Genomic DNA, 19,958 nt, shown 5'->3' with positions numbered 1-19,958 from the left:
CCTAGTCCGACAGCCCCTTGATGGGCTTCAACGCAGCGCCGAATTTGGGGTAATTTGCTTTCACCCCGTCATCGAGATCGATCTCCACGCGCTGGGTCGCCAGCGGATAGAGCACGTCGCGCTCATAGGCTTCCAGCTCGGCGAGGATCTTTGCGGTCGCGTCGATCTCCTTGGCGGCTTTCGTCTGGGCCGACGCGCCGGCGCCGGGATCGGCCTGGACGCTTTGCTGCTGCGCGCGATGGGCTTCCAGCTTTTTGATGTATTCGCGCAGATACTCGTTCAGCACGACGCTCACCGTGTCGGACCGGTAGCGGTGCACATAGATCAGCGCGTTGAAGCTGCCCTTGGGGCTGGAGAACATCCAGTAGATCGGGCGCTTCTTGTAGCGCCTCACATGGTCGTCATAAAAGTCGCGCAGGAAGAATTTGCGCAAATCCTTGCCGATCGAGTCTTCAATGAAGCGCAGATTTTCCGCGAAATTATCGTCGCCGAAGGTCACGCGCAAAAATTTGCGGAACCGCCCGGTGATGTCGTCCGGGAACCAGTCCCCGTCGAGGATGGGGATGACATTGTCGTCGTCCGGCAGGAAGGTCGGTTGCGGCACGCGCTTCAGATAATCCTCAAGCGTCTCGCCCTGATTGGCGAGGATCAGGCCGGGCTCGTCCAGGCTGTAGCGTCCGAACATGCAGCCCACAGCGTAGGAGAGAAATTCCCGCATAGTGTCGGCTTCCAGCCGCTTTTCGCGGTCATCCGCGGAGGTCTTCACGCCATAGCGATAGGCGGGGTTGCAGGTAAGCGTGATCTCCTCGATCGGCGCCTCGGGGGTCAGCTCGTCTTGCAGGCCATAGGCGTCGATGAAAATGCGGTTGTTCTCTTCCTCCAGCCGCTTCATCTCGTCGGTCATGCCCTGCCAGTGGGCGCGGAGGCGAGCATAGGCGGCCTTGAGCGTCTCGCCGCGATGATCGGGCGAGAGCAGCGGGAGCGTGGTGAAATCCCAGGAGGTTTCGAAGGCGTCCCAATCGGATTTGGCAATTCTGACCAAGGCCGATGCTGGAGTCTTCTCCTTTAGATTCTTAACGCCCCCAGGAACCGGAACACGATCAATGTCTCCGCTTTGGAAAGCCATAGTCGGGTTCAAAACCTTGAGCGTTTCCTGCGCAAAACGTGAGTTCAATAGAGCGACGCCGAACTCCTCCGTCACCTCGTTAGACAACGAAAACGCGGACATTCCATTCGTATCAAAAACAAAGCCATTCGGCCTGAACCGTGTGCATAGAATGCCGCTTATCGATGTGAGGCTCCATGTGATGGCGGGCCTGAACATGAAGGCGAGGTTCTTCAGAGTTGAGAGCCGATTTCCATCGTGGTCCTTGAACTCCTTGAGCGGTTCGCCGTTGTTTTCCCAGTTGATCAGAAGATCATGATTGCCATACCACTTTCGGGCTTCGCCACCCTTGCTGTAAGGAAACCACTTCTTGGTTGAGCTGAAATCACCGCTCAGCCTTTGGGTGCAATCCGTTTTGCACCATGCTGGTTCGTGCCAAGACCGAACGAACCTGTCATTGTTTCCTGTTGCAAGGCCTTGTTTCGCAGTGAAATATTCATTGAATGAGGCATTGTCCGAGAAGGTCGACGTGAACTTATCGCTAAGCCAATAGGCCATTGGAGTGCTTGGAATTCGAAGCAGATCACGCTGATGGGTTCGAAACGAGTTGTAGTCGAATTTCAAATAAAGCCGCTCAATCTCTTCAGGCCTTCGGACGTTTACTTGATTTTCAAACAGGCGACGGTACACCGCTGTAGTTTCATTCTTGGGTGGCGCGCTTTGGACAGTGAACGCCACTGTTCCGAAATCTGGACCGAAAAGACCACGCCCAAGCTGAAGGAGACTGGTCACGCGTTGTTTTTTTAAGAGATGTCGTCTGATGTCTTCGTAGCTTCCCAAGAACATCCACGAAGGCAAATTGATCATTGACCAATATCCATTTGCCAAATTCAAACTGAAACACCGCTCCATGAAGCAGGTCATCAAATCAGACTTTCCAGCGGGGAACTCTTCCTTAAGCCAGTTCTTCAGGCGCGGGTTCATCCCTTTCCCGCCCATATACGGCGGATTGGCCACCACCACGTGATACTTGGGCGACAGCGCCTCTGCCATACGCAGCACAGCGACGACGCGCTCCTGCACCTCCTTCAACAGCAGGTCGCCGCCAAAATCCCGTGCCTCGACCACCCGCAGCGTCTCTGCCGGGTCGCGCAGCTTCGGCACGATCAGCGAGCCATAGTTCTTGGCCTGCTCGAACTGCAGGAGCGTCTCGCGGAACTCATCCGTGAATAGGTCACGCCCCACCACGGCGGCCACGTCCTGCATCTCGGCCGGGCTGAAGGCCACGTTCTGCAGAACGACGATGCCGGGCTTTACCTCCATCCGGAGGAACCGCCGCCGCCCCAGCTTCGCCGCCGCCTTCATCGCCAGCGCAAAGGCCGCCAGCGCCCCCGCGCGGTCGTCGATCTCCACCCCGGTCAGGTTATGGGTTAGGATCAGCGCAGGGATCTCGACTGGGTCGTAGCCCTCTTCCTCGTAGATCGCGTAGAGCAGGTCGAAGGCATAGGTCAGCATGTGCCCGGATCCGCAGGCCGGATCGCAGAGCTTGATTTCCTCCGGCTTGCCGATCTTCAGAAAGTCCGTCTCTGGCTCCTCCGGCGCGATGTAATAGTCCATCCGCTCGGCGAGCCTCGAGCCAGGCCGATTCAGCAGCCAGAGCCGCCCCAGCGAGTTTTCCACCAGGTAGCGCACGATCCAGTGCGGGGTGAAAAGCTGCGTCGCCGCTGGGATGTTTTCCGCTGTGATCTTCTGGTTCTTGTTGAGCCCGGCGAAGACCTGATCCTTCTTCTCCGAGATGTAAAACTGGTAGAGCCAGCCAATGATCTCGACGTCCTGGCAGGCCTCTTCGGTCATCACTTCGCGCAGGCGGGCCAGCACCGAGTCACCGGCGAGGAGACCGGACGGCATAAGCAGCTCGGAATAGTCGGCGATCTTTTCAAACAGGAACGGCAGGGCGCGGTGCCAATCATTGCAGGCCGCCACCAGGAGGAGCCGATAGGCCTCATCCTGCGGCGCCGAACTCGACGCCGCCCCGCTCAAGAGCGCCATGACCCGCTTCGCGGTCGCCTCCGGCACGGTCGCCGTATCGATATGCCCCGCCATGGCTTCGGCGAGGATCTGCGGCTGGGACTGCCCCTCCGCCGGCGAAACGACACGCAGCGGGTTCAGGCCGTTGGCGTCCATGAAGCGGAGCGCGCCTAACCGGTTGAACCAGGTGTAGGCGATTTTCTCGATCACCGCAGGTTCACCCAGCGCGCGGATCTGCGTTTCCAGTTCGCCGACGGCTTTGGGGTTTTCACGGCGCGCGGCGCTGTCCGCGGCCAGCACCGAGCGGAGCTTGACCGTCACCTGATCGATGAGAAGCGTGCGGGCTTGCGGCGCAACCTTCTTGAGCTTCGAGGTATCCATTTACAGCGAGATCCGTTTGCCGGAGCGGACTTCCTCGATCAGGCGCTTGCGCAGCGCCTCGATATAGCTCTCGACGTCATTTTCAGTGGAAAGAATGGGCTTAACGCCGGACGGCTTCACCGAGCCGATCGGCACAAGCGGCGCTGACTTTGGCTGCGGCGCCACCGTTGTTTTCGCCTCATCGTGGTCAAACGCGGCGCCGCCGCGCTCCCCGACTCCGGAGGAAGCCGGGGACGGCGCCGGCCCGCTGGGACGTTCCGCCCGCCCCAGAAGATCGGGATAAACGGTCCGCTTGAACTCCTCGACGGTCCGGTCGGCGAGCGGGATGCTGTCAGTAGCGGCGATCCGCGCCTCGACGGTTGAAAAGGCCCGCTCAGCGTCCGCCTGAACCGCCGCGAAGTTATCCGCCCGCTCCAGATACTCTTTCAGCTTGGCGATTTCCTCCAAAGCCCCGGTGCGCGCCGCACCCAGCGCCTCGTCGATCTTGGCCTTCAGGGCGTCGATCTCAGAGCGCAGCCGGCGCATCTTGTCGCCCTTGAAGCACTCCAGGTCCTCCAGAATGGTTCGGATCGCGTCTGCGGACGCGTCCGGCACATAGTCAAGATTGGTCTGCTGGCGCTGCAGGAAGTCGTGGCCTTCGTCGAAGATCCGGCCCTGTTCGCCGTTGAGGAAGGTTTTGATCGGATCGATCACATCTTCCTTGGCGTCCAGAAGCGCGTCTTGCCGGCTGGACAGCTTGGCGTACAGATCCGTGACGCCAAGCTGAGAGGCGTCCGCGATTATCCGGGCGACAGGCTCAAGCCGAGCCGCGAACGGATACCGATCAGCACTGCGCGCCAGCGTGCGGAGCTGCTCTGCTTCCTTCTTGAGATCCGCCAGGGTTTCTTCGGCCAGCGCCTTCGCCTCCGACGCCTTCGGCATCGTCCCGAAAAACTCCGAATAGAATTTCTTCAGCCCGGCGATCTGGCCCTGGGTGAATTCGACCTGGGGCTCCAGCACGATGCTCGCAAAGTCATGCGTGTTCCGCAGGCCCTTCCCGAAATCAGCCGCGTTCAGGCTTTGGCTGTCCTTCTTCGCATCGATGCGCCCCCGCGCGTAGAGCGCCGCCAGCTGAGCGAGGATCGCGACCCGCGGCCATCCGTACGGCGCTTTCTCAAACTCCTCGATGACCGATTTTACGGTCGAGCGAAGCGCCTGCTTTTGCTTCATGCGGATATGATTGAGGACGCTCTGCTCCGCCTCCGGCATTCCAGCCGCATCCGAGGCGAACAGCCCGTCGTCTTTTTTCGCCAGCGCCTCCGAGATGTGGCCTTCCGTATACGTGACGCCATGCAGCTGTCCGAGGCTGGTGTAGACCTTGTCGATAAGGACGTTGAAAGCGCGGAAGATCCGCGTCTGCGCATCCTCTCCACCAATGTCCAGTTCTTGACCGCGGGCGAACAGCCGCGCCTCCGAGAGCAGGCGCTTGCCATGAAGCTCCAGCGCACGCTCACGCTGGCCGATCTGCTCACGCTTGTCGCCGATAATGCGCTGCAGGATCGGCTGGTGCGGCTGCGAGGTGGCCTGGCGGACGTACTTTTCCGTCTTCTTGAGTTGCCCGAGATCCTGAATGAAGCGCGGATCCTCGGGAAGGACGACGCATAGCTCATTGCCGTTGAGCGTCTGCATCCGAAACCGCTCGATCGATGCGCTTTCCTGGTGGTACGGCGTGACGATATTGATCTCCAGCTCGTAGGGGCGACCGGAGAGCTGGTCGTCGATCTTGCGCGCGAATGGATAGTCGCCGCCGGTGGCGTCGTGACGGATTTTCCCCGTCCGCAGCCCTATGCCGAACAGCAGATCGACAAGGGCCTGGGTGATCTCCGAGGTGTCGATCTCGGTGTTCTTGATCTCGTCCTCGACATCCTTCTCTTCGTCAGTGAGGAATTCATAGAGCGTGCCGTTGCGCTGGATGTAGGTCTGCTGCTCAAGGATCGAGAGCGCCTCCTCAACCTCGCGAAGGAGCTTCGCCGCATCCCCGTCAAAGCGTGTCCGCACCAGAACGCAGATGTTCTCCAGCGTCGGCTTGAACTGCTTGACATATTTCACCAGGAAGAGGGCCTTCAGAATGCGCCGCGCCAGCTCATTGGAGAGATTTCTCTCCGCGAGCTGAATTGAGGTCTGAACGCTGGCCTTCAGCGCCGACCGGATCCCCTCGTACATGAGATCGAACGGCGCCACCGCGCCGAGTTCGAGATCCTTGATATTCTTGGCGACCTGCTGGAACACGCCGAGCATCGAACGCTCGCCAACGGAGGCGTGCCGGCCTTCGAAAGCGTTGTGGTCCGACAGCTCCCGGATGGCGAGCTGAAACAGCTCATACTGATAGGGCAGGAACGGGTAGCTTGCGATGAAGTGCTCGCGATCGCGATAGCCCTTCAGCTGAACCGAATTTTGGGAAAAGCTGAACAGCGTCCGCATATCGTTCTGGTAGGCGTCAAAGAGCGCGCCGACAGGCTCTTCCGCTTCCGGCTTCTTCTTCAGAAGACGTTTTTGGATCACCTCGGCAACGTTCGCGCTGGTGAGCGGCATGCGGGTGGAGAAGCGCGCCTGGATCTTGGAAAAGTCCAGCGATTGCTGCTTCGTCATGTCACCGACGATTTCGGCCATCTGCTGCTGAGCCGTAACGATTATCCAGGCCCTGCCACGGCATTTCGTCGACAGCGACTCCGCAACGGTCTGCAGGTTTGTCATGAGCTTCGTATTGTCGGCCACGTACTGGCCAACCTCGTCGACGAAGAAGTTCAGCCGGAAGTCCTTGCCCTGGCGCTCGACATACCGATTGATCTGCTCGGCGAAGTCCTCGATCGAGACCTTGTAGCTCTCACGATATTTCTTCAGGACCTCTTGCGCGTCCGCTACGTCGCCACCGGTCGCAGTCGCATAGGCGGCTGCAATCGCCCTGTTTTCAAGGATGTGTTGCTCGCGCCCGCGGCCCCAGGACTTGCCGGCGACCTCTTGGTAGGCAGCCTTGAACGCGTCGTACTGACCGTTCTCGTCCAGATGGCGCTCAAATTGCGCGACATGGCCCTGCTTGCCGTAATAGCCGCAAGCCTCATCGAAAACCTTTTGGAAAACCGCAAGAAGCGCATCGACCTGCGTCTTCGTGATGACGTCAGCCTTTTGGTCGATGTTGAAAAGAATGCTTTTAGACGGGATCTCCGCCGCCCGCTCCAGGTCCGCGCGCAGAAATTTGTTGTCCTTAACCTTGTCGCGAAACACGTCGAGCGCCGACTTTCCGTCGATTGCCCGGTTCTCGAGCAAGAGGGCCAGCATTTTCAGCAGGTGTGACTTACCGGATCCAAAGAAGCCGGAGATCCAAACCCCATTGTTGTTCTCAGCGTTGCGATAGGCCTCCAGGAAAACCCCGAGGTGCTTCTCCACCTCATCGGTGATCACATATTCCTCCAACTCGTGGAGGAGCCCCGCATCGTCATCCGCCTTGATGACGCCCTCAATGCGACGGTCGACGGGCTTTTCAAATATCGTTTCAAGATTCATCATTACTGCTCGTCAGGCCTCGACATGAAGGATGTTGAAAGCGCGGTAGTATTTGTCATCGTGCAGGGTCCCGAAGAGGTCGAGTGATGCTCCGCTCGCAAGGGCGTGCTCGTACCGGCCGGGAAAGAACATCACAGTCGGAAAGTCCTTCGCGACGCTCTGCAGATTGTTCAGGACGTTATGGGATCGGATGAACGGGAAAACCTCGCCGACCCCGGTGAGCAACATGACCTCGGGATTAGTCTCGACAATCCGGTGTCTGATGGCGGGTATGAGGTGCTCCTGCGGATCAAGGACGCCCTGCAGCAGCTCTTTCAGCTCCGCCTTACTGATCTCCGCCTCAGCCTCGATCACCTGGTCCCAGATTCCTCGGTCCTGGAGGATGCTCAGACACAAATCATAGAGGCTCAGCTCGAGCAGATTGATCCCATTGTCCTTCAGCTGCCTTACGAGCAACCGATAGACCTGCAGGATCTCGCGCTGGCGCTCGATCGGGTACGGGCAGATGAAAAAGGGAACTTCGTTGTTTAAGCTTTCCATCCGCAGAAAGCGTCTGGAACTCATCACGCTCTTTAGATGATCAAGAAGCTCGTGAGGCTCGTAATCGTCGGTGCGGATCGCCATTAGGTTCGCTCTCGAACGCCGGGAAAAAACGCAAGCTCCGCGGTGTTCCCCGCCTCAATTAGCGCACGCACGGACGCCGGGAGAAGGTACGGCACGATGGAACCATCATCCGCGATTATTCCGGCTTCCCGCATGTATCGAAAGAGGATCTGCCTCAATTTTTTCAGAGTGGTTTCTGAGAGATCCGCCAGAGCGTCGTTCCACTGAGACTTAACGGCAATGAAAGCGTCAAAGTGTTCGTAGCTTAAAGCAGACCGGAAATTCGCAAGCCGCTCGGACAGCACCTCGACCGAAAACTCGTGGATTAGCGGGTAAGCGCGGCACAGAGCAAGCCAGAGTAGCGCAGTGCGTTCGGAATTCCCGCCTGAGCGCAACAGCTCCAGCTCGTCAGCACGCAGCACCGCAAGCCGGGTAACAAGCTCTCGGACGGTCCGGGTGGTCGATGAAGTGGCGTTAAACTGGGTGAGACCATCCTCGGCCGCTGCCTTCTTAACGGCTTCCCAATCGCCAAGGCGCTCATAGATCCCGGCAAGCTCAACCGACGCGGCCACGAACAAGCCGCCGGTCGAAAACGACAGGCGATAGCCGGCTTTCGCTTCTGAGCCGCCTCTTAGCGACATTTCCGCTCCGATCCGATCCGAGCGCGAGCGCTCACCACAGCCTTGGGTGCAGGACTTTATCCAGATCGGTGAGGAACGCTAGGGGGCTCATGGGGCCGCCTGCAGGCAAGCGGTTGAAACCATGAGGTTGCCAACATCTTTCTTGTGTGAGGTAACCCCGCTTCACCAACCTGCGCGCCAAGCTCAAAAGGCCGCAGACACCAGATTGCGCTTGGGTACACAGCTGGGTACACAGGGACCTCAAATTCATAGAGAGACCGGCTCGAAATTCGGCTTCTTCACCCCGGCTCCCACACCTGCCCAGGTGGCGGAATTGGTAGACGCGCCAGCTTCAGGTGCTGGTTTCCGAAAGGAAGTGGAAGTTCGAGTCTTCTCCTGGGCACCACAGCTTGCACTCTAAGCAGCTGTTTCTGCAGGACATTCTTTCGATCGGATCGCGCCGCAGGTACAAACCTCGGTACAAAAGCGGTCCAATGTGATTTGCCTTGAAGCACCTGAAACTTCCCCTGAACCGCCGTTCAGGTATCGTCACGCGCGGCCCAAGGACGGTCGCGCCGTGCGGACGGACCTACCGGGATTCAAGAAGACCTTCGACGCGCCCAGCAACGCGGCGGCTGTCCGGACAGCCTTAGACACCGACCGCGAGTTCCGGCGGGTTGTCGCCGCCGCCCGTGCGACCGCCGGCGTCCGTCAACAAGACCGGAATGTCGCCGAAGATGGCGCTCACTGGTTCGAGAAACCGCCCAGAACTCGAAGCGGTCGTGATGCCCCGTGAGACGCACGAGGCGTACGGAGCGCCCATGATCCTCGAAGAGACCGGGGCCGACTTCGCGCGCGACCGCGTCCTTACTGAGGCTGGAGGCGGCGAGGGATTGAAGGCTCTCGGCCATCGTGTCGCGCTCACGATGGAGGAGGACCTGACGCTTGAGGCGCTGAAGAGCGGCAAGTCGCCCATGCTATCGGCCAACGACGGCATTATTCCGCAACAAATCATCGCGAGCCGTCCAAAGAAGGGCGAAGCTCAAGGCTCAAATTCTCCGCAATGACACTGGGTCAGGTGACCTGCGGCTTTGAGGAGGATGAGCATGAAACTTGCAAACCATTGGAGCTCTCAGATCAAGCGCCGCGTGCTTCAGGCGGGTGCAGGCGCACTGAGCCTTGTCGCGGCGGCAGCCTGTAGCGGTGGAAGCGGGCCTGCGGCCGAGCCTGTAAGCCCCGCCAATTCCGCGCCGCGAATCACGGGGAGCCTCGCCATCACCGTCAGTGAAAACATGACGGAGGTCGGCGCCGTGTCCGCCACTGACGCCGACGGCGACATGCTCACCTACGCCCTCGCCGGCGGTCCGGACGCTTCGGCGTTTGAGATCACGTCAAACTCAGGGGTGATCCGGTTTGTTCAGAGCCCGGATTTCGAACGTCCTGATGATTCCGACGGCGACAATGTCTACCATTTCACCGTGAGGGTCAGCGACGACGCCGGCGGATCGGCCAGCGCGGACTTCGCGGTCACTGTCTCAAACCTGCCTGACACGCGGTATCTCGAGCCCATCTTCACTGGAACCACCATTTCGCCGGACATCGTCTATGCCCAAGGCAGCGATGACTACGTGCTGAACGTGATCACGCCGCAGGGAGACACCGAAACCAGCCGTCCGCTCGCTCTTATTGCAAGCGGCGGCGCATTCGCCTTTACGAGCCGGTTCCAGGTCCAGCCATTCGCTGAGGCCTTCGCGCGCGCCGGCTATGTAGCTGCGATCATGGACTACCGCACGCTGGGCCGGATGGCCGAGAGTCCATTGGAGTTCCGGCTCGCCGGTCAGGACGCCAACCACGACATGATCGCGGCCTTGCGCTTCCTGCGGGCGAACGCGGCGCAATACGGCATTGACCCTGAAACAGCCATCGTCGGCGGGACCTCCGCCGGGGCGTTCATGGCGCTCGGCCTGGGCACGCTGGATCCCGATGATCCGCTCGAGCAGGACCTCATCGACTATGTGAGCACGCGTGGCGGGGTTTACGGGAATGTCGGCGCGCACCTCGACCAGTCTCCCCATGTCCAGGGTGTCTGGGCGATCTCCGGCGCCGTCCCGGGGCTCGACAAGATCGATCGGGACTCCGCCCCGGTCTACGCCGCTCACAACGAGCTCGACTCCGTCGCGCCCTGTGGGACCTTCACCCTTACCGGCACGCAGTTTGAAGCCTCTGGCACATGTGATTTCGTGCCGGTGTTTGAAGATCTGGGCGTTCCTGTCGGCGCTTTCATCGTCCCGGATGATACTGGGCATGTGGACTTCACCGAGGAGGAGTATCGTCAGATCATGGCCGAAGCGCTCCAGCTCTATTACGAAAACGTATTGAGCGTTGATTGAGGACCAATGCCGGTCGTGCGAATGATTGCAGCGCGCTCGCCAGTGCGGGACCCGCAGGTGAGGCGGTCCCGCGCTGGGCCTCGTTGAAAGACTGAATGCTTTATGGAACAGGCCTATAAAATTCTCATCGTCGATGACGACCCTGAGATTTTGCAGCTCCTCGCCGGCATTCTGGAGCGCAACGGCATGCAGCCGCGCACGGTGAACTCGGCGTCCGAAGCGGAGCAGGCCCTGCGCGCATTCGATGCCGATCTCATGGTTCTGGACCTGATGATGCCCGGTGAGGATGGACTGTCATTCTGTCGCCGTCTGCGATCAGTCTCGAAAATTCCGGTCATCATGCTGACCGCGTTGGGGGATGATATCGACCGCATCATCGGGCTGGAGCTGGGAGCGGACGACTATTTGTGCAAGCCGTTCAACCCGCGCGAGCTCGTCGCCCGGATCAGGTCCGTTCTTCGACGATCGGCAGAAGTGGCAGACCCGCCGGTCCGCCCGAAAAAGGCCTACCGTTTCGGATCTTTCACGCTTTCGCCCGATCAGCGCGCGCTCCGGGACGAGGATGGGGAAGCTATCCAGCTGACGTCCGGCGAGTTCAGCCTGCTCCTCGCCCTGGTGGAGGCGGCGCCTCGCGTCATGACCCGCGACCAGCTTCTGGATCTGTCGCGAGGCGCGGTGGCGAACCCCTTCGACCGCAGCATCGATTCACTGATCAGCCGGATAAGAAGCAAGATAGAGCCTGATCCGAAGTCTCCGGCCTTGATCAAGACCGTCAGGAACCTTGGCTATGTTTTCGCCGAAGATGTGAAGCGTGTCTCCCTATGACCCTCCGTCAGATCAGGCCATGGTCGTCGATCGTGTTCCAGGTGGCTGCGGCCACGCTGATCATCCTCATCATCGTGTTCTGGGGCATGGTCGCCGCGTTTCAGACTCCGCTGGCGAACAGCCTGTTCCCGCCCGCCTTGTCAGAAAATGGGGCGAGCATTGCAGAACTGGTCAGCGCGGTTGAGGATACGTCCGGGACGCAGACGGATCGGATCTTGTCGCTCTATTCGAGCTCAAGACGGGGCGCCGCGATCAGTTCGGGGAGCGAGCCGCGCCTGGACGCTCACCCTGAATTCGCCGCCGCCCTGATCGCCGCTGCTGCGCCGCAAACGACGGTTCTGGAAGGCCGCGATATTGGTTTTCAGGTGCTGAACGGCTTCGCATTACGCCAGCAGCTCGCAGACTTCGCGGCGGTCGAGATGCGTCCTGCGACGGCGCTGCATGTGGCCGTGCCCTTGCAGGACGGGTCGATTTTGAATGTCTGGCTCGCGCCGGTGCTTTCGATCGAGCAGCCTTCGGCGGCCCGTGTCGGGCTGGGGCTTGTCGTGTTGACCTTCGTCCTGACGCTCAGCGTGGCGCTGGCGGCGGTCATTCTTCGGCCGATCCGGCGTCTTGAGAGAGACGCCGAGGAAATCGCGCTGGGGGACGGCGGCGCTGAAGTTTCGGAGACAGGGCCTATAGAGCTGCGGCGCATCGCAGCGGCGGTGAACCGGATGCGCGCGCGCCTCTCGGCCCTGGTTCAGGAGCGAGAGGAGATCATTGCATCCATCGCCCATGACATCCGGACCGGTCTGACCCGGATCCGGCTTCGGCTCGATGACCGGGAACAGATTACGCGCTCGGAGATCGAAAGCGACATGGTGCAGATGGAGGCGCTCATCGCGGACATGCTGGTCTATGCCCGCGCCGGAAGCCCGCACACGCCCCGCGAGCTGATTGATCTGCCCGGCCTTGTCAGGAAAGTGGTCGCAGCAGCGCCCTATCGCGTGAACCTTGCGGTGAATTCGGGCGACAGCTTCAGAATCATCGGCGATCCGGTCGCCCTGCGCAGATTGTTGGACAATCTGCTGGAGAACGCTCATCGCCACGGCCGCTCCCCTGTGATCGTGACCATCGCCGGCGGCTCTCATGGTCTCGACATAACGGTTGAAGACGACGGACCCGGCATGCCTGATGAATTTCTGGGGCGCGCCTTTCAACCCTTCAGCCGGGGCGAGCGGTCACGCAGCCGGTCGACGGGCGGAGCGGGATTGGGGCTGGGGATCGCCAGGGCCGTGGCCGAGGCGCACGGTGCGTCTTTGACACTGCGTAATCGGCCGTCCGGCGGTCTGGCCGCAATGATCCATGTCCCTGCTGACCTCGCCATGTGAGCTGCGTCAGCCTGGCAATATTTCAAGACATTATTCAACGCGCCAGCGAAACCGGCTCGACATCTCCCGTGCAGGCTCGAGCCAGGTTCAAATCCTGGAGAGCGATCATGTTTCAAGCTTCAAGTTTCACTGCGGCGGTGTTGCTGATCTCAGCCGGTGCGGCTGGCCCGGCCAGCCCGGACGGCGCAATTCTGTCCGCCTCATTTGGGGCCGACAACGCCTTTCCGGCTGGAGCGAACCGTCTGGTCTGTCGTGGCGCGGTCGGGCGTGACGGGATGCCGGTGGTGTTTTCCGAGGAGCTGGAACGCACGCCGCGCCCAGACGATTTCCGGGTAACCAGCCCCTCTGGCGAGGAGCGCCCGGTCACCTGCGTGACCTTCGATCCGGCTGATGATCCCGGCGAGCGTCGCACCGCACTGCTGGTCGGCGAGTTCGGCGGACCAGAGGACCCGCCTGCACGTGTGGAAGTGATCCGTCCGCTCCGATCAATGGATCGCAGGACTGGCTTCCACGGCGCCTCTGCGAGCATCGCTCCGCTGGAGGCGGGACCGTCGATCGTCATGGCCGAACAGGTCTCACGCTCTGATTGGAAGAATGCAGACGCCGGCACGCCCATCCCTTGGGGAGGCGGGACTGCCTGTCCGTGGGAGGGTACCGAACAAATCGTACGGGTGGTTTGGAGCGGCGGCGTCGTACGCCCGGACCGGACCGAAGTCGGCGACGAGGAGCGCGAGGCCTATACGGTGACGCTGCGCCAACGCAATGGCCGCCTTCTGAATGTGACGCCCTTCGCCTTCGGGGACCTGAACGATGGCGACAATAATCACGAGCTTTGCCTGCAGGAAGCCGGCGTGCCTGTTGCAGTGAGTTTCGAGCAGGATCGGCTCGCTGATCCCAACGGCGACCTGAATGTGGAAAGCCGCGTGCTCATCCAACGGGCGCGATAGGCGGACTCGCCCGGGCGAGCTTGATGACTGATGCGTCAAGTCCGCGTGTCTACTGGGTGGATGGCGTGGTCCCGCCGGCGGAAGCATCGCATCTGATATTGAATGGAGGGGCCTTGGAAGGTGGTGCAGAAATTTATCAGCCCGAGCTACAAACCCCGCTGGCTCACCCGATGCACCGAAAACGAAAAATGATCTTAAAAAACTGCAATCACTGTGCTGTCGTAGACGCAAAAACGCGGGTCGGTCTTGGCCAAAGCTGCGGGCGGACGGCCGCCCTCGCGGATCCTGCGGGGTGCGGGGTGTGTTCCGGTTTCGCTGCGCCCTGCTTTCGGCCTGACCGGCCAGTGCGTGGTCGCGCTTGCAGTCCGGGTGTGTATGTTTGGCGTGTGTGGACGTGTTCTAACTTCGCTACACGCCGCCTGCGGTCGGACCGTTGCGCATATCCGGCTCCGGCTCCATCGCCTCCGCCCCCAGCGCCGCATAGAGATCAATGATCGCCTGGACCAGTTCCGCGTCGGCGTTCACCGCCGCTTCGCGGCTGTCGATGAGGGTGCGCTGGGCGTCGAGGATGTCGATGAAGGTGGCCAGGCCCTCGCGGTAAAGGGCGTTGAGCTGGTCAAACGCGCGTTCGCTGGCGGTGACGGCGCGGGAGAGCTCGCTGCGCCGCGCTTCGATCGCGTCGATGCGCGCCAGGGCGGTCTCCACATCGGCCACGGCGACCAGCACCGCCTGCTCATAATCGGCCAGCGCCGCAGCGGCGAGCGCCTGCGACCGCGTGACGTCAGCGCGCCGGGCGCCGGCGTCGAACAGCGGAATATCCACCACCGCCGCGATTTGGGCGGTGATCGTGTCGGCGAAATCCGAGGCGTCCAGATCGGCGGTGATGGAGCCCGGCAGCGAAAGCTGCGGGTAGAGCGCGGCGCGCGCCACGCCGACGCGCGCCAGCGCAGCCTCCAGGTCGGCCTCAGCCGCGCGCACATCGGGGCGTCCGCGTAAGAGCGCAGCCGGAACGCCGGGCGCGATGTCGCGGGTGAAGCTCGGGATGGCGTCTGGCTCCGGTGCGTCCCAGTCGCCCGCAGTGCGCCCGGACAGGACCGCCAGCGCGTTCAGCGCCTCGGCCCGCGCGATGATCAGCGTGCCGCGCTGGGCCTGGGTCCTCGCGAGATCAGCCTCGGCGCGCTGCACGTCGAGCCCGGCCGACAGGCCCGCTTCAAAGCGCTGGCGCACGATTCGAAGGGTCTGGGTCTGCAGATCCAGAGAGGTCTCCAGAAGCGCAAAGCGGGCCTGCGCCCGCGCCAGAGCGAGATATTGCGAGGCGATGGAGGCGGCGGTGAGCCGGCGCACATCGGCGGCCAGCGCCGCTTGCGACGCCGCATCGGCGCGTGCCGCCTCGATGGCGCGGCGCTGACGGCCGAACAGATCCGGCGTGAAGGATAACAGCGCCGCAGCAGCCGTTCCGGTGTCCAGATCCCCGCCGCCGGGCTCAGTGCGCGCGTCGAGGGACGCCTCCCCATCAAGGCGCGGGAAAAGCCCGGCGCGCGCGGCCGTGATCTGAGCGCTCGCCGCGTCCAGCCTTGCAAGCGAGGCGGCGACATCGCGGTTTTCCTCAAGCCCGGTCTCGATGAGCGCGGTGAGGACAGGGTCGTCGAAGCCGGTCCACCAGACGGCTTCCGCCGCCTGGCTGGCGGCAGACTCGCCATCCGGCGCCTCGGCGTAGGCCGGCGGCAGGTCCGGCGCGGCGGCGTGCGGTTCCGGCTTTGGCCCGGCGGCGCAGGCGCTCAGGACGCTTCCAAAGAGCGTGGCGGCGAGCACGGCTGTGCGCGTCATGATGCAGCGCCCTCGCCTTCCACCCGGTCCAGCTCGGTTTGAAGGTCCTTGAGGCCGGCCTCGCGCGGCCGGCCAAGCCGGGCGATCCCCAGATACACGACCGGGGTGAGGTAGAGCGTGAACAGCCCCGACAGACCGAGCCCGGCGAACACCGTCCAGCCGATGGCCTGACGCGCCTCTGCGCCCGCGCCGGCGGAGAGGATCAGCGGCACCGCGCCCAGCACGGTGGAGATCAGCGTCATCATGATCGGGCGCAGGCGCACTTTGGCCGCCTCGGCGATGGCGTCACGCACGCTGTCGCCCTCGGCGCGGCGCTGGTCGGCGAACTCCACCATCAAAATCCCGTTCTTGGCCATGAGCCCGATGAGCATCACCAGCCCGATCTGGGAGAAGATGTTCAGCGAGATGCCGGTGAGGAACAGGGCGTAGATCGCCGCCGCCAGCCCGAACGGCACCGTGAGGATCACCACAACGGGGCTGGTGAGGCTTTCAAACTGGGCGGCCAGCACCAGGAACACGATCACGAAGGCGAAGAGATAGGTGTACAGAAGATCACGCGAGGTCTCGCCCAGCGTCTCCGCCTCGCCCTGCAGGATCATCTCGATGCGGTCGGGCAGGCTCTGGTCCGCCAGGCGCTCGATCTCGGCCACCGCGTCGGCCAGCGGCACGCCCGGCGCGATGTCCGCCTCAAGCTCGATGGCGCGGCGCTGTTCGGTGCGGTCCAGCTCGGCGGCGACACCCTCCTCCACGAAGGTCGTGAGGCTGGAGATGGCGACAAGATCACCGGCGTCGGAGCGGACATAAAGATTGCGCAGATCGGACGGATCGCGGATCGCGCTGTTCTCGGCGGTGAGGAAGATGGTGATGGCCTGATCGCGCACCGACAGGTCCACCAGATCATCGCCGCCCACCATCACGCGCAGGGTCTGGGACAGGTCCTCAAGCGAAACGCCCAGATCATTGGCCCGGCGCCGGTCGATGCGGATGGAGATCTGCGGCTGGGTGGGTTGATAGGACAGCTCCGCGTTCGCCAGGATCTCGCTTTCGGTCTCGATCAGCTCCACCAGCGCCCGTCCGGCGGCGTATATGTCTTCATAGTCCTGGCCGGTGAGCGCCACTTCCAGACCGCTGCGCCGGCCGCCGCCCACGTCCAGACTGCCGCGCCCGAACACCGAGACGCGCGAGCCGGGGATGTCATCAAGCGGGCCGCGCAGCGCCCCGATCAGCTCTTGCTGACTCATGTCCCGCTCGTCCCACGGCGCCAGGGTGGCGGTCATGCCGATCCGGTTGGGATCATAGCGCCCCACCACCGTGTAGAGCGAGCGGATCAGCCCTGAGTCGATATAGGGCTGGAGCACCGCTTCGATCTCGGCGGCCTCCCGGTCCATGTATCTCAGATCCACCCCGTCCGGGCCGGAGGCGAAAATCGACACCTCGCCGCGGTCTTCTTCGGGCACCAGCTCGCGGTCCACCGTCATCACCGCAAGCACCGCACCGACCACCGCGGCGAGCGCGATCATCACCGTGATCCAGGGCATGGCGAGCGCCGCTTTCAGGCTCTTCTCATAGCGCCGCACGATACCGCCGCCGAATGCGTTGAGGCGCTTCTCAACGCCCTTCGGCTCGCCGGCCATGGACAGGCGCGCGCCCAGCGCAGGCACAAGGGTGAGCGCCACGAACGACGAGATCGTCACCGCAAGAGCCAGCGTAATCCCGAATTCGCGAAACAATCGCCCGGCGGTGGAGGGCAGGAAGGAAATCGGCACGAAGACCGAGACCAGCACCGCCGTGGTGGCGACCACAGCGAAGAAGACCTGGCGCGTGCCCAGCACCGCAGCGGCCTGGCGCTTGACTCCCTGCTTCTGGGTTCGCTGCATGTTTTCAAGCACGACGATGGCGTCATCGACGATCAGCCCGGTGGCCAGGACCAGCGCCAGCAAGGTGAGGATGTTGATCGAAAAGCCCAGAAGCCAGATGCCCGCAAGGCTGCCGATCAGCGCGGTGGGAATGGCCAGGGACGGGATCAGCGTCGCGCGCAAGGAGCCGAAGAACAGCCAGATCGTCGCCACCACGATCAGCGTGGTGAAAGCCAGCGTGATCAGCACCTCGCGCACCGAGCGCTCGATGAACACCGCGTCGTCGGAGGTGATCACCAGCTCCACGTCATCAAAGCGCGCATTCATCTGATCCACCACTTCGCGCGCCGCCTGGGCGATTTCGATGGTGTTGGACTGGGCCTGACGCAGCACGCCGAAGCCGATGATGGGATTACCGTTCAGGCGCACGAAACTGGTGGCGTCGGCGGGGCCGAAGAACGCATCCGCCACATCACCGACGCTGGTCTCGCCGGAGATGACCACCTCCTTGATGAGCTCCGGCGTGCCGGCCACGGCCTCGGCGCGCACCAGAAGGCTTTGATCCAGCGCGTTGAAACTGCCCACCGGCACGTCGTAGGGCGCCTGCTCCAGCGCGTCGGCCACGTCGGCCACGGTGAGCCCGAAGCGCGAAAGGCGCAGCGGATCGATCACCACGCGCAGCTGACGCTGCCGGGTTCCGAACAGGGTCACCGCCGCCACCCCGTCAATGGCCTGGAAAGCCGGGGCGATGTCGTTTTCAATGCGCTCGGTCAGCACGGCCTCATCAAAGACATCGGCCACCAGAGCCACCTGCAGGACGGGATCGGCGTCATTGTCGGCCTTGACCACGTTCACATCCTCCACCCGGTCAGGCAGCTGCCGCTCGACGCGGCTCACCGCCTCACGCACGTCGGACGATGCGGCGTCCAGATCGGTTCCGGGGCGGAACCGCACCCGGATTCTGGTGGAATTCTCCTCGCTTGAGGAGCGGATATCGTCCACGCCGGAGACCCGCGCCACGGCGCCCTCGAGCACGCGGGTGACCTCCGCGTCCACGGTTTCGGGTGCGGCGCCGGGATAGCTTGCAGTCACCGTAAGCACCGGACGGTCCACGTCGGGCAGTTCGCGCACGTCGATGCCGAACAGGGCCGCGAGCCCGGCGATGACGATCAGAAGATTGGCCACGCACGCCAGAATCGGCCGGCGTACCGAAAGCCCGGGCAGGTCTCCGAGTCCCGACGCCATCAGCCCGCCTCCGCCGTAGAGCCGGAGCCGGACGATGGCCGGTCGGGCCCGGGCGCGCCGTCGGCTCCGGACGCAACATCGGTCACGGGCGTGCCCTCACGGACCTTCTGGACGCCCTCGACGACGATGGGCGCACCTTCGGCCAGATCGGCGCGCACCAGCACGCGGCCAGGCTCACGGGTCACGATGGTGACGGGGCGCCGTGTGGCCTGGCCGTCTTCGATCGCCCAGACATAGGATCCGCTGCCGCCCCACAGGATCGCGGTTTCGGGCACTGCGGGCAGCGCCTCGCCCAGGGTTTCAAACCGCACCCGAAAGCTCATGCCCGGGCGCAGACGGTCGTCCTCATTGGCGATCTCGGCGCGTACGGTGAAGACCCGGCGATCGGGATCAATGCGCGAGTTCACGGTGCGCACGGTGGCCGTTTCCGGGCTCTCGGGCCTGGAGAACGCCGTGACGGGGATCGTATCGCCGCGCGTGACCTGGCCGAACACTTCCTCGGGCACGTCGAAATCGATCCGCAGGACCGAGCGGTCGTCAAGATTGGTGATGACGGTGTCGGCGTTGATCCGCGTGCCTGGATCGATGTCGGTGAGCCCGGTATATCCGGCGAACGGTGCGGTGACCCGGCGCTTGTCCAGCGCCAGCTGCGCGCTTTCCAGATCAATGCCCGCCGCGTCCAGCGCGGTGCGCGCCTCATCGATCTGGGCTGCGGACACCGCGCCGGTATCCTCGATGCGGCGATAGCGCTCCAGGAGCTGGCGGGCCTGATCCACTTCCACCTGGGCCAGGCGAACGGCCAGGCGCTCCTCCTCGGATTCAAGCTGGATGAGCGCCGTCCCGGCCTCCACGCGATCGCCGGCCTCGAACAGGATTTCAGTCACCTGGCCGCTGGTTTCGGGATAGATCACCGCACTCTGGCGCGCCCTGGCCGTGCCCACCACTTCAACCCGCCGGGTGGCGCGCTGGTAGGTGACGCGTTCGGCAATGACTTGCACCGCCTCTTCGCCGCCCACCTCGCCGGGCCGGGCCGCGTCCTGATCTTCGCACGCCGCAAGCGCACTGGCGCCCGCCAGGGCGGTGATGACGGCTCGAAGGCTCATATTTCCCCTGCCATTTTGCTGTGCGGCGTCGCGCGGCGGCCCGGCGAGAGGGTAGGATTCCCGCCGCGAGTCTCAAGTTCTGCCGTGTTTCCGATGCGGAAAGAGTCTGTTTTCACGC

At 62.8% G+C, this 19,958-nt stretch carries 12 protein-coding genes and 1 tRNA gene; 6 read left to right on the top strand and 7 right to left on the bottom strand.

Translation table 11 applies throughout. The annotated features are described in order from the left end of the window. Position 1: 1 nt before the first annotated feature. Genes pglX through ACWCOP_RS00430 form a run of 4 tightly spaced genes read right to left on the bottom strand, consistent with a single transcriptional unit; the run spans position 2 to position 8,298 of the window. Positions 2–3,514: a BREX-1 system adenine-specific DNA-methyltransferase PglX gene (gene pglX / locus ACWCOP_RS00445; protein ID WP_478249238.1), complete on the bottom strand. Its 3,513-nt coding sequence runs from the start codon at positions 3,512–3,514 to the stop codon at positions 2–4. Further along, positions 3,515–7,054: a BREX system P-loop protein BrxC gene (brxC, locus tag ACWCOP_RS00440; RefSeq protein WP_478250706.1), complete on the bottom strand. Its 3,540-nt coding sequence runs from the start codon at positions 7,052–7,054 to the stop codon at positions 3,515–3,517. 12 nt (positions 7,055–7,066) lie between these two features. Further along, positions 7,067–7,678 (bottom strand): DUF1788 domain-containing protein, encoded by a 612-nt coding sequence (locus ACWCOP_RS00435; RefSeq protein ID WP_478249237.1) that lies wholly within the window; start codon positions 7,676–7,678, stop codon positions 7,067–7,069. Further along, a complete protein-coding gene (locus tag ACWCOP_RS00430) occupies positions 7,678–8,298 on the bottom strand; it encodes a DUF1819 family protein (RefSeq protein ID WP_478249235.1) in 621 nt (206 codons plus the stop codon). The genes ACWCOP_RS00435 and ACWCOP_RS00430 overlap by 1 nt, the downstream gene beginning before the upstream one ends. 298 nt (positions 8,299–8,596) lie before the next feature. Here ACWCOP_RS00430 and ACWCOP_RS00425 point away from each other — a divergent pair. From ACWCOP_RS00425 to ACWCOP_RS00400, 6 genes are all read left to right on the top strand, one after another. Further along, positions 8,597–8,683, top strand: a tRNA-Leu gene (locus tag ACWCOP_RS00425). 415 nt (positions 8,684–9,098) lie between these two features. After that, complete coding sequence (locus tag ACWCOP_RS00420; protein ID WP_478249233.1) at positions 9,099–9,344, top strand: hypothetical protein; 246 nt, start codon at positions 9,099–9,101, stop codon at positions 9,342–9,344. A gap of 33 nt (positions 9,345–9,377) precedes the next feature. Beyond that, positions 9,378–10,667, top strand: a complete 1,290-nt coding sequence (locus ACWCOP_RS00415) for a cadherin domain-containing protein (RefSeq protein ID WP_478249232.1) — start codon at positions 9,378–9,380, stop codon at positions 10,665–10,667. A 102-nt stretch (positions 10,668–10,769) separates the two neighbouring features. Further along, positions 10,770–11,492, top strand: a complete 723-nt coding sequence (locus ACWCOP_RS00410) for a response regulator (protein WP_478249231.1) — start codon at positions 10,770–10,772, stop codon at positions 11,490–11,492. Further along, a complete protein-coding gene (locus ACWCOP_RS00405) occupies positions 11,489–12,862 on the top strand; it encodes an ATP-binding protein (RefSeq protein WP_478249229.1) in 1,374 nt (457 codons plus the stop codon). Before ACWCOP_RS00410 ends, ACWCOP_RS00405 begins: the two co-directional genes overlap by 4 nt. 107 nt (positions 12,863–12,969) lie before the next feature. Next, positions 12,970–13,809 (top strand): hypothetical protein, encoded by an 840-nt coding sequence (locus ACWCOP_RS00400; RefSeq protein WP_478249228.1) that lies wholly within the window; start codon positions 12,970–12,972, stop codon positions 13,807–13,809. Between the two features lie 408 nt (positions 13,810–14,217). On the opposite strand, the gene ACWCOP_RS00395 is transcribed toward ACWCOP_RS00400, so the two are convergent. The 3 genes from ACWCOP_RS00395 to ACWCOP_RS00385 are packed head-to-tail and all read right to left on the bottom strand — an operon-like array spanning position 14,218 to position 19,840. Beyond that, a complete protein-coding gene (locus tag ACWCOP_RS00395; RefSeq protein ID WP_478249227.1) occupies positions 14,218–15,636 on the bottom strand; it encodes an efflux transporter outer membrane subunit in 1,419 nt (472 codons plus the stop codon). Continuing rightward, complete coding sequence (locus ACWCOP_RS00390; RefSeq protein WP_478249225.1) at positions 15,633–18,737, bottom strand: efflux RND transporter permease subunit; 3,105 nt, start codon at positions 18,735–18,737, stop codon at positions 15,633–15,635. The genes ACWCOP_RS00395 and ACWCOP_RS00390 overlap by 4 nt, the downstream gene beginning before the upstream one ends. Continuing rightward, the gene (locus tag ACWCOP_RS00385; protein ID WP_478249224.1) at positions 18,737–19,840 is read right to left on the bottom strand and encodes an efflux RND transporter periplasmic adaptor subunit; all 1,104 of its coding nucleotides are present in this window, start codon (positions 19,838–19,840) and stop codon (positions 18,737–18,739) included. Before ACWCOP_RS00385 ends, ACWCOP_RS00390 begins: the two co-directional genes overlap by 1 nt. Positions 19,841–19,958: the final 118 nt, after the last annotated feature.

The sequence above is a fragment of the Apolloniradiicaulis salifontis genome (assembly GCF_053756655.1).
The sequence above is the reverse complement of the archived record's forward strand: the minus strand, read 5'-3'. Positions and strand labels throughout refer to the sequence as shown.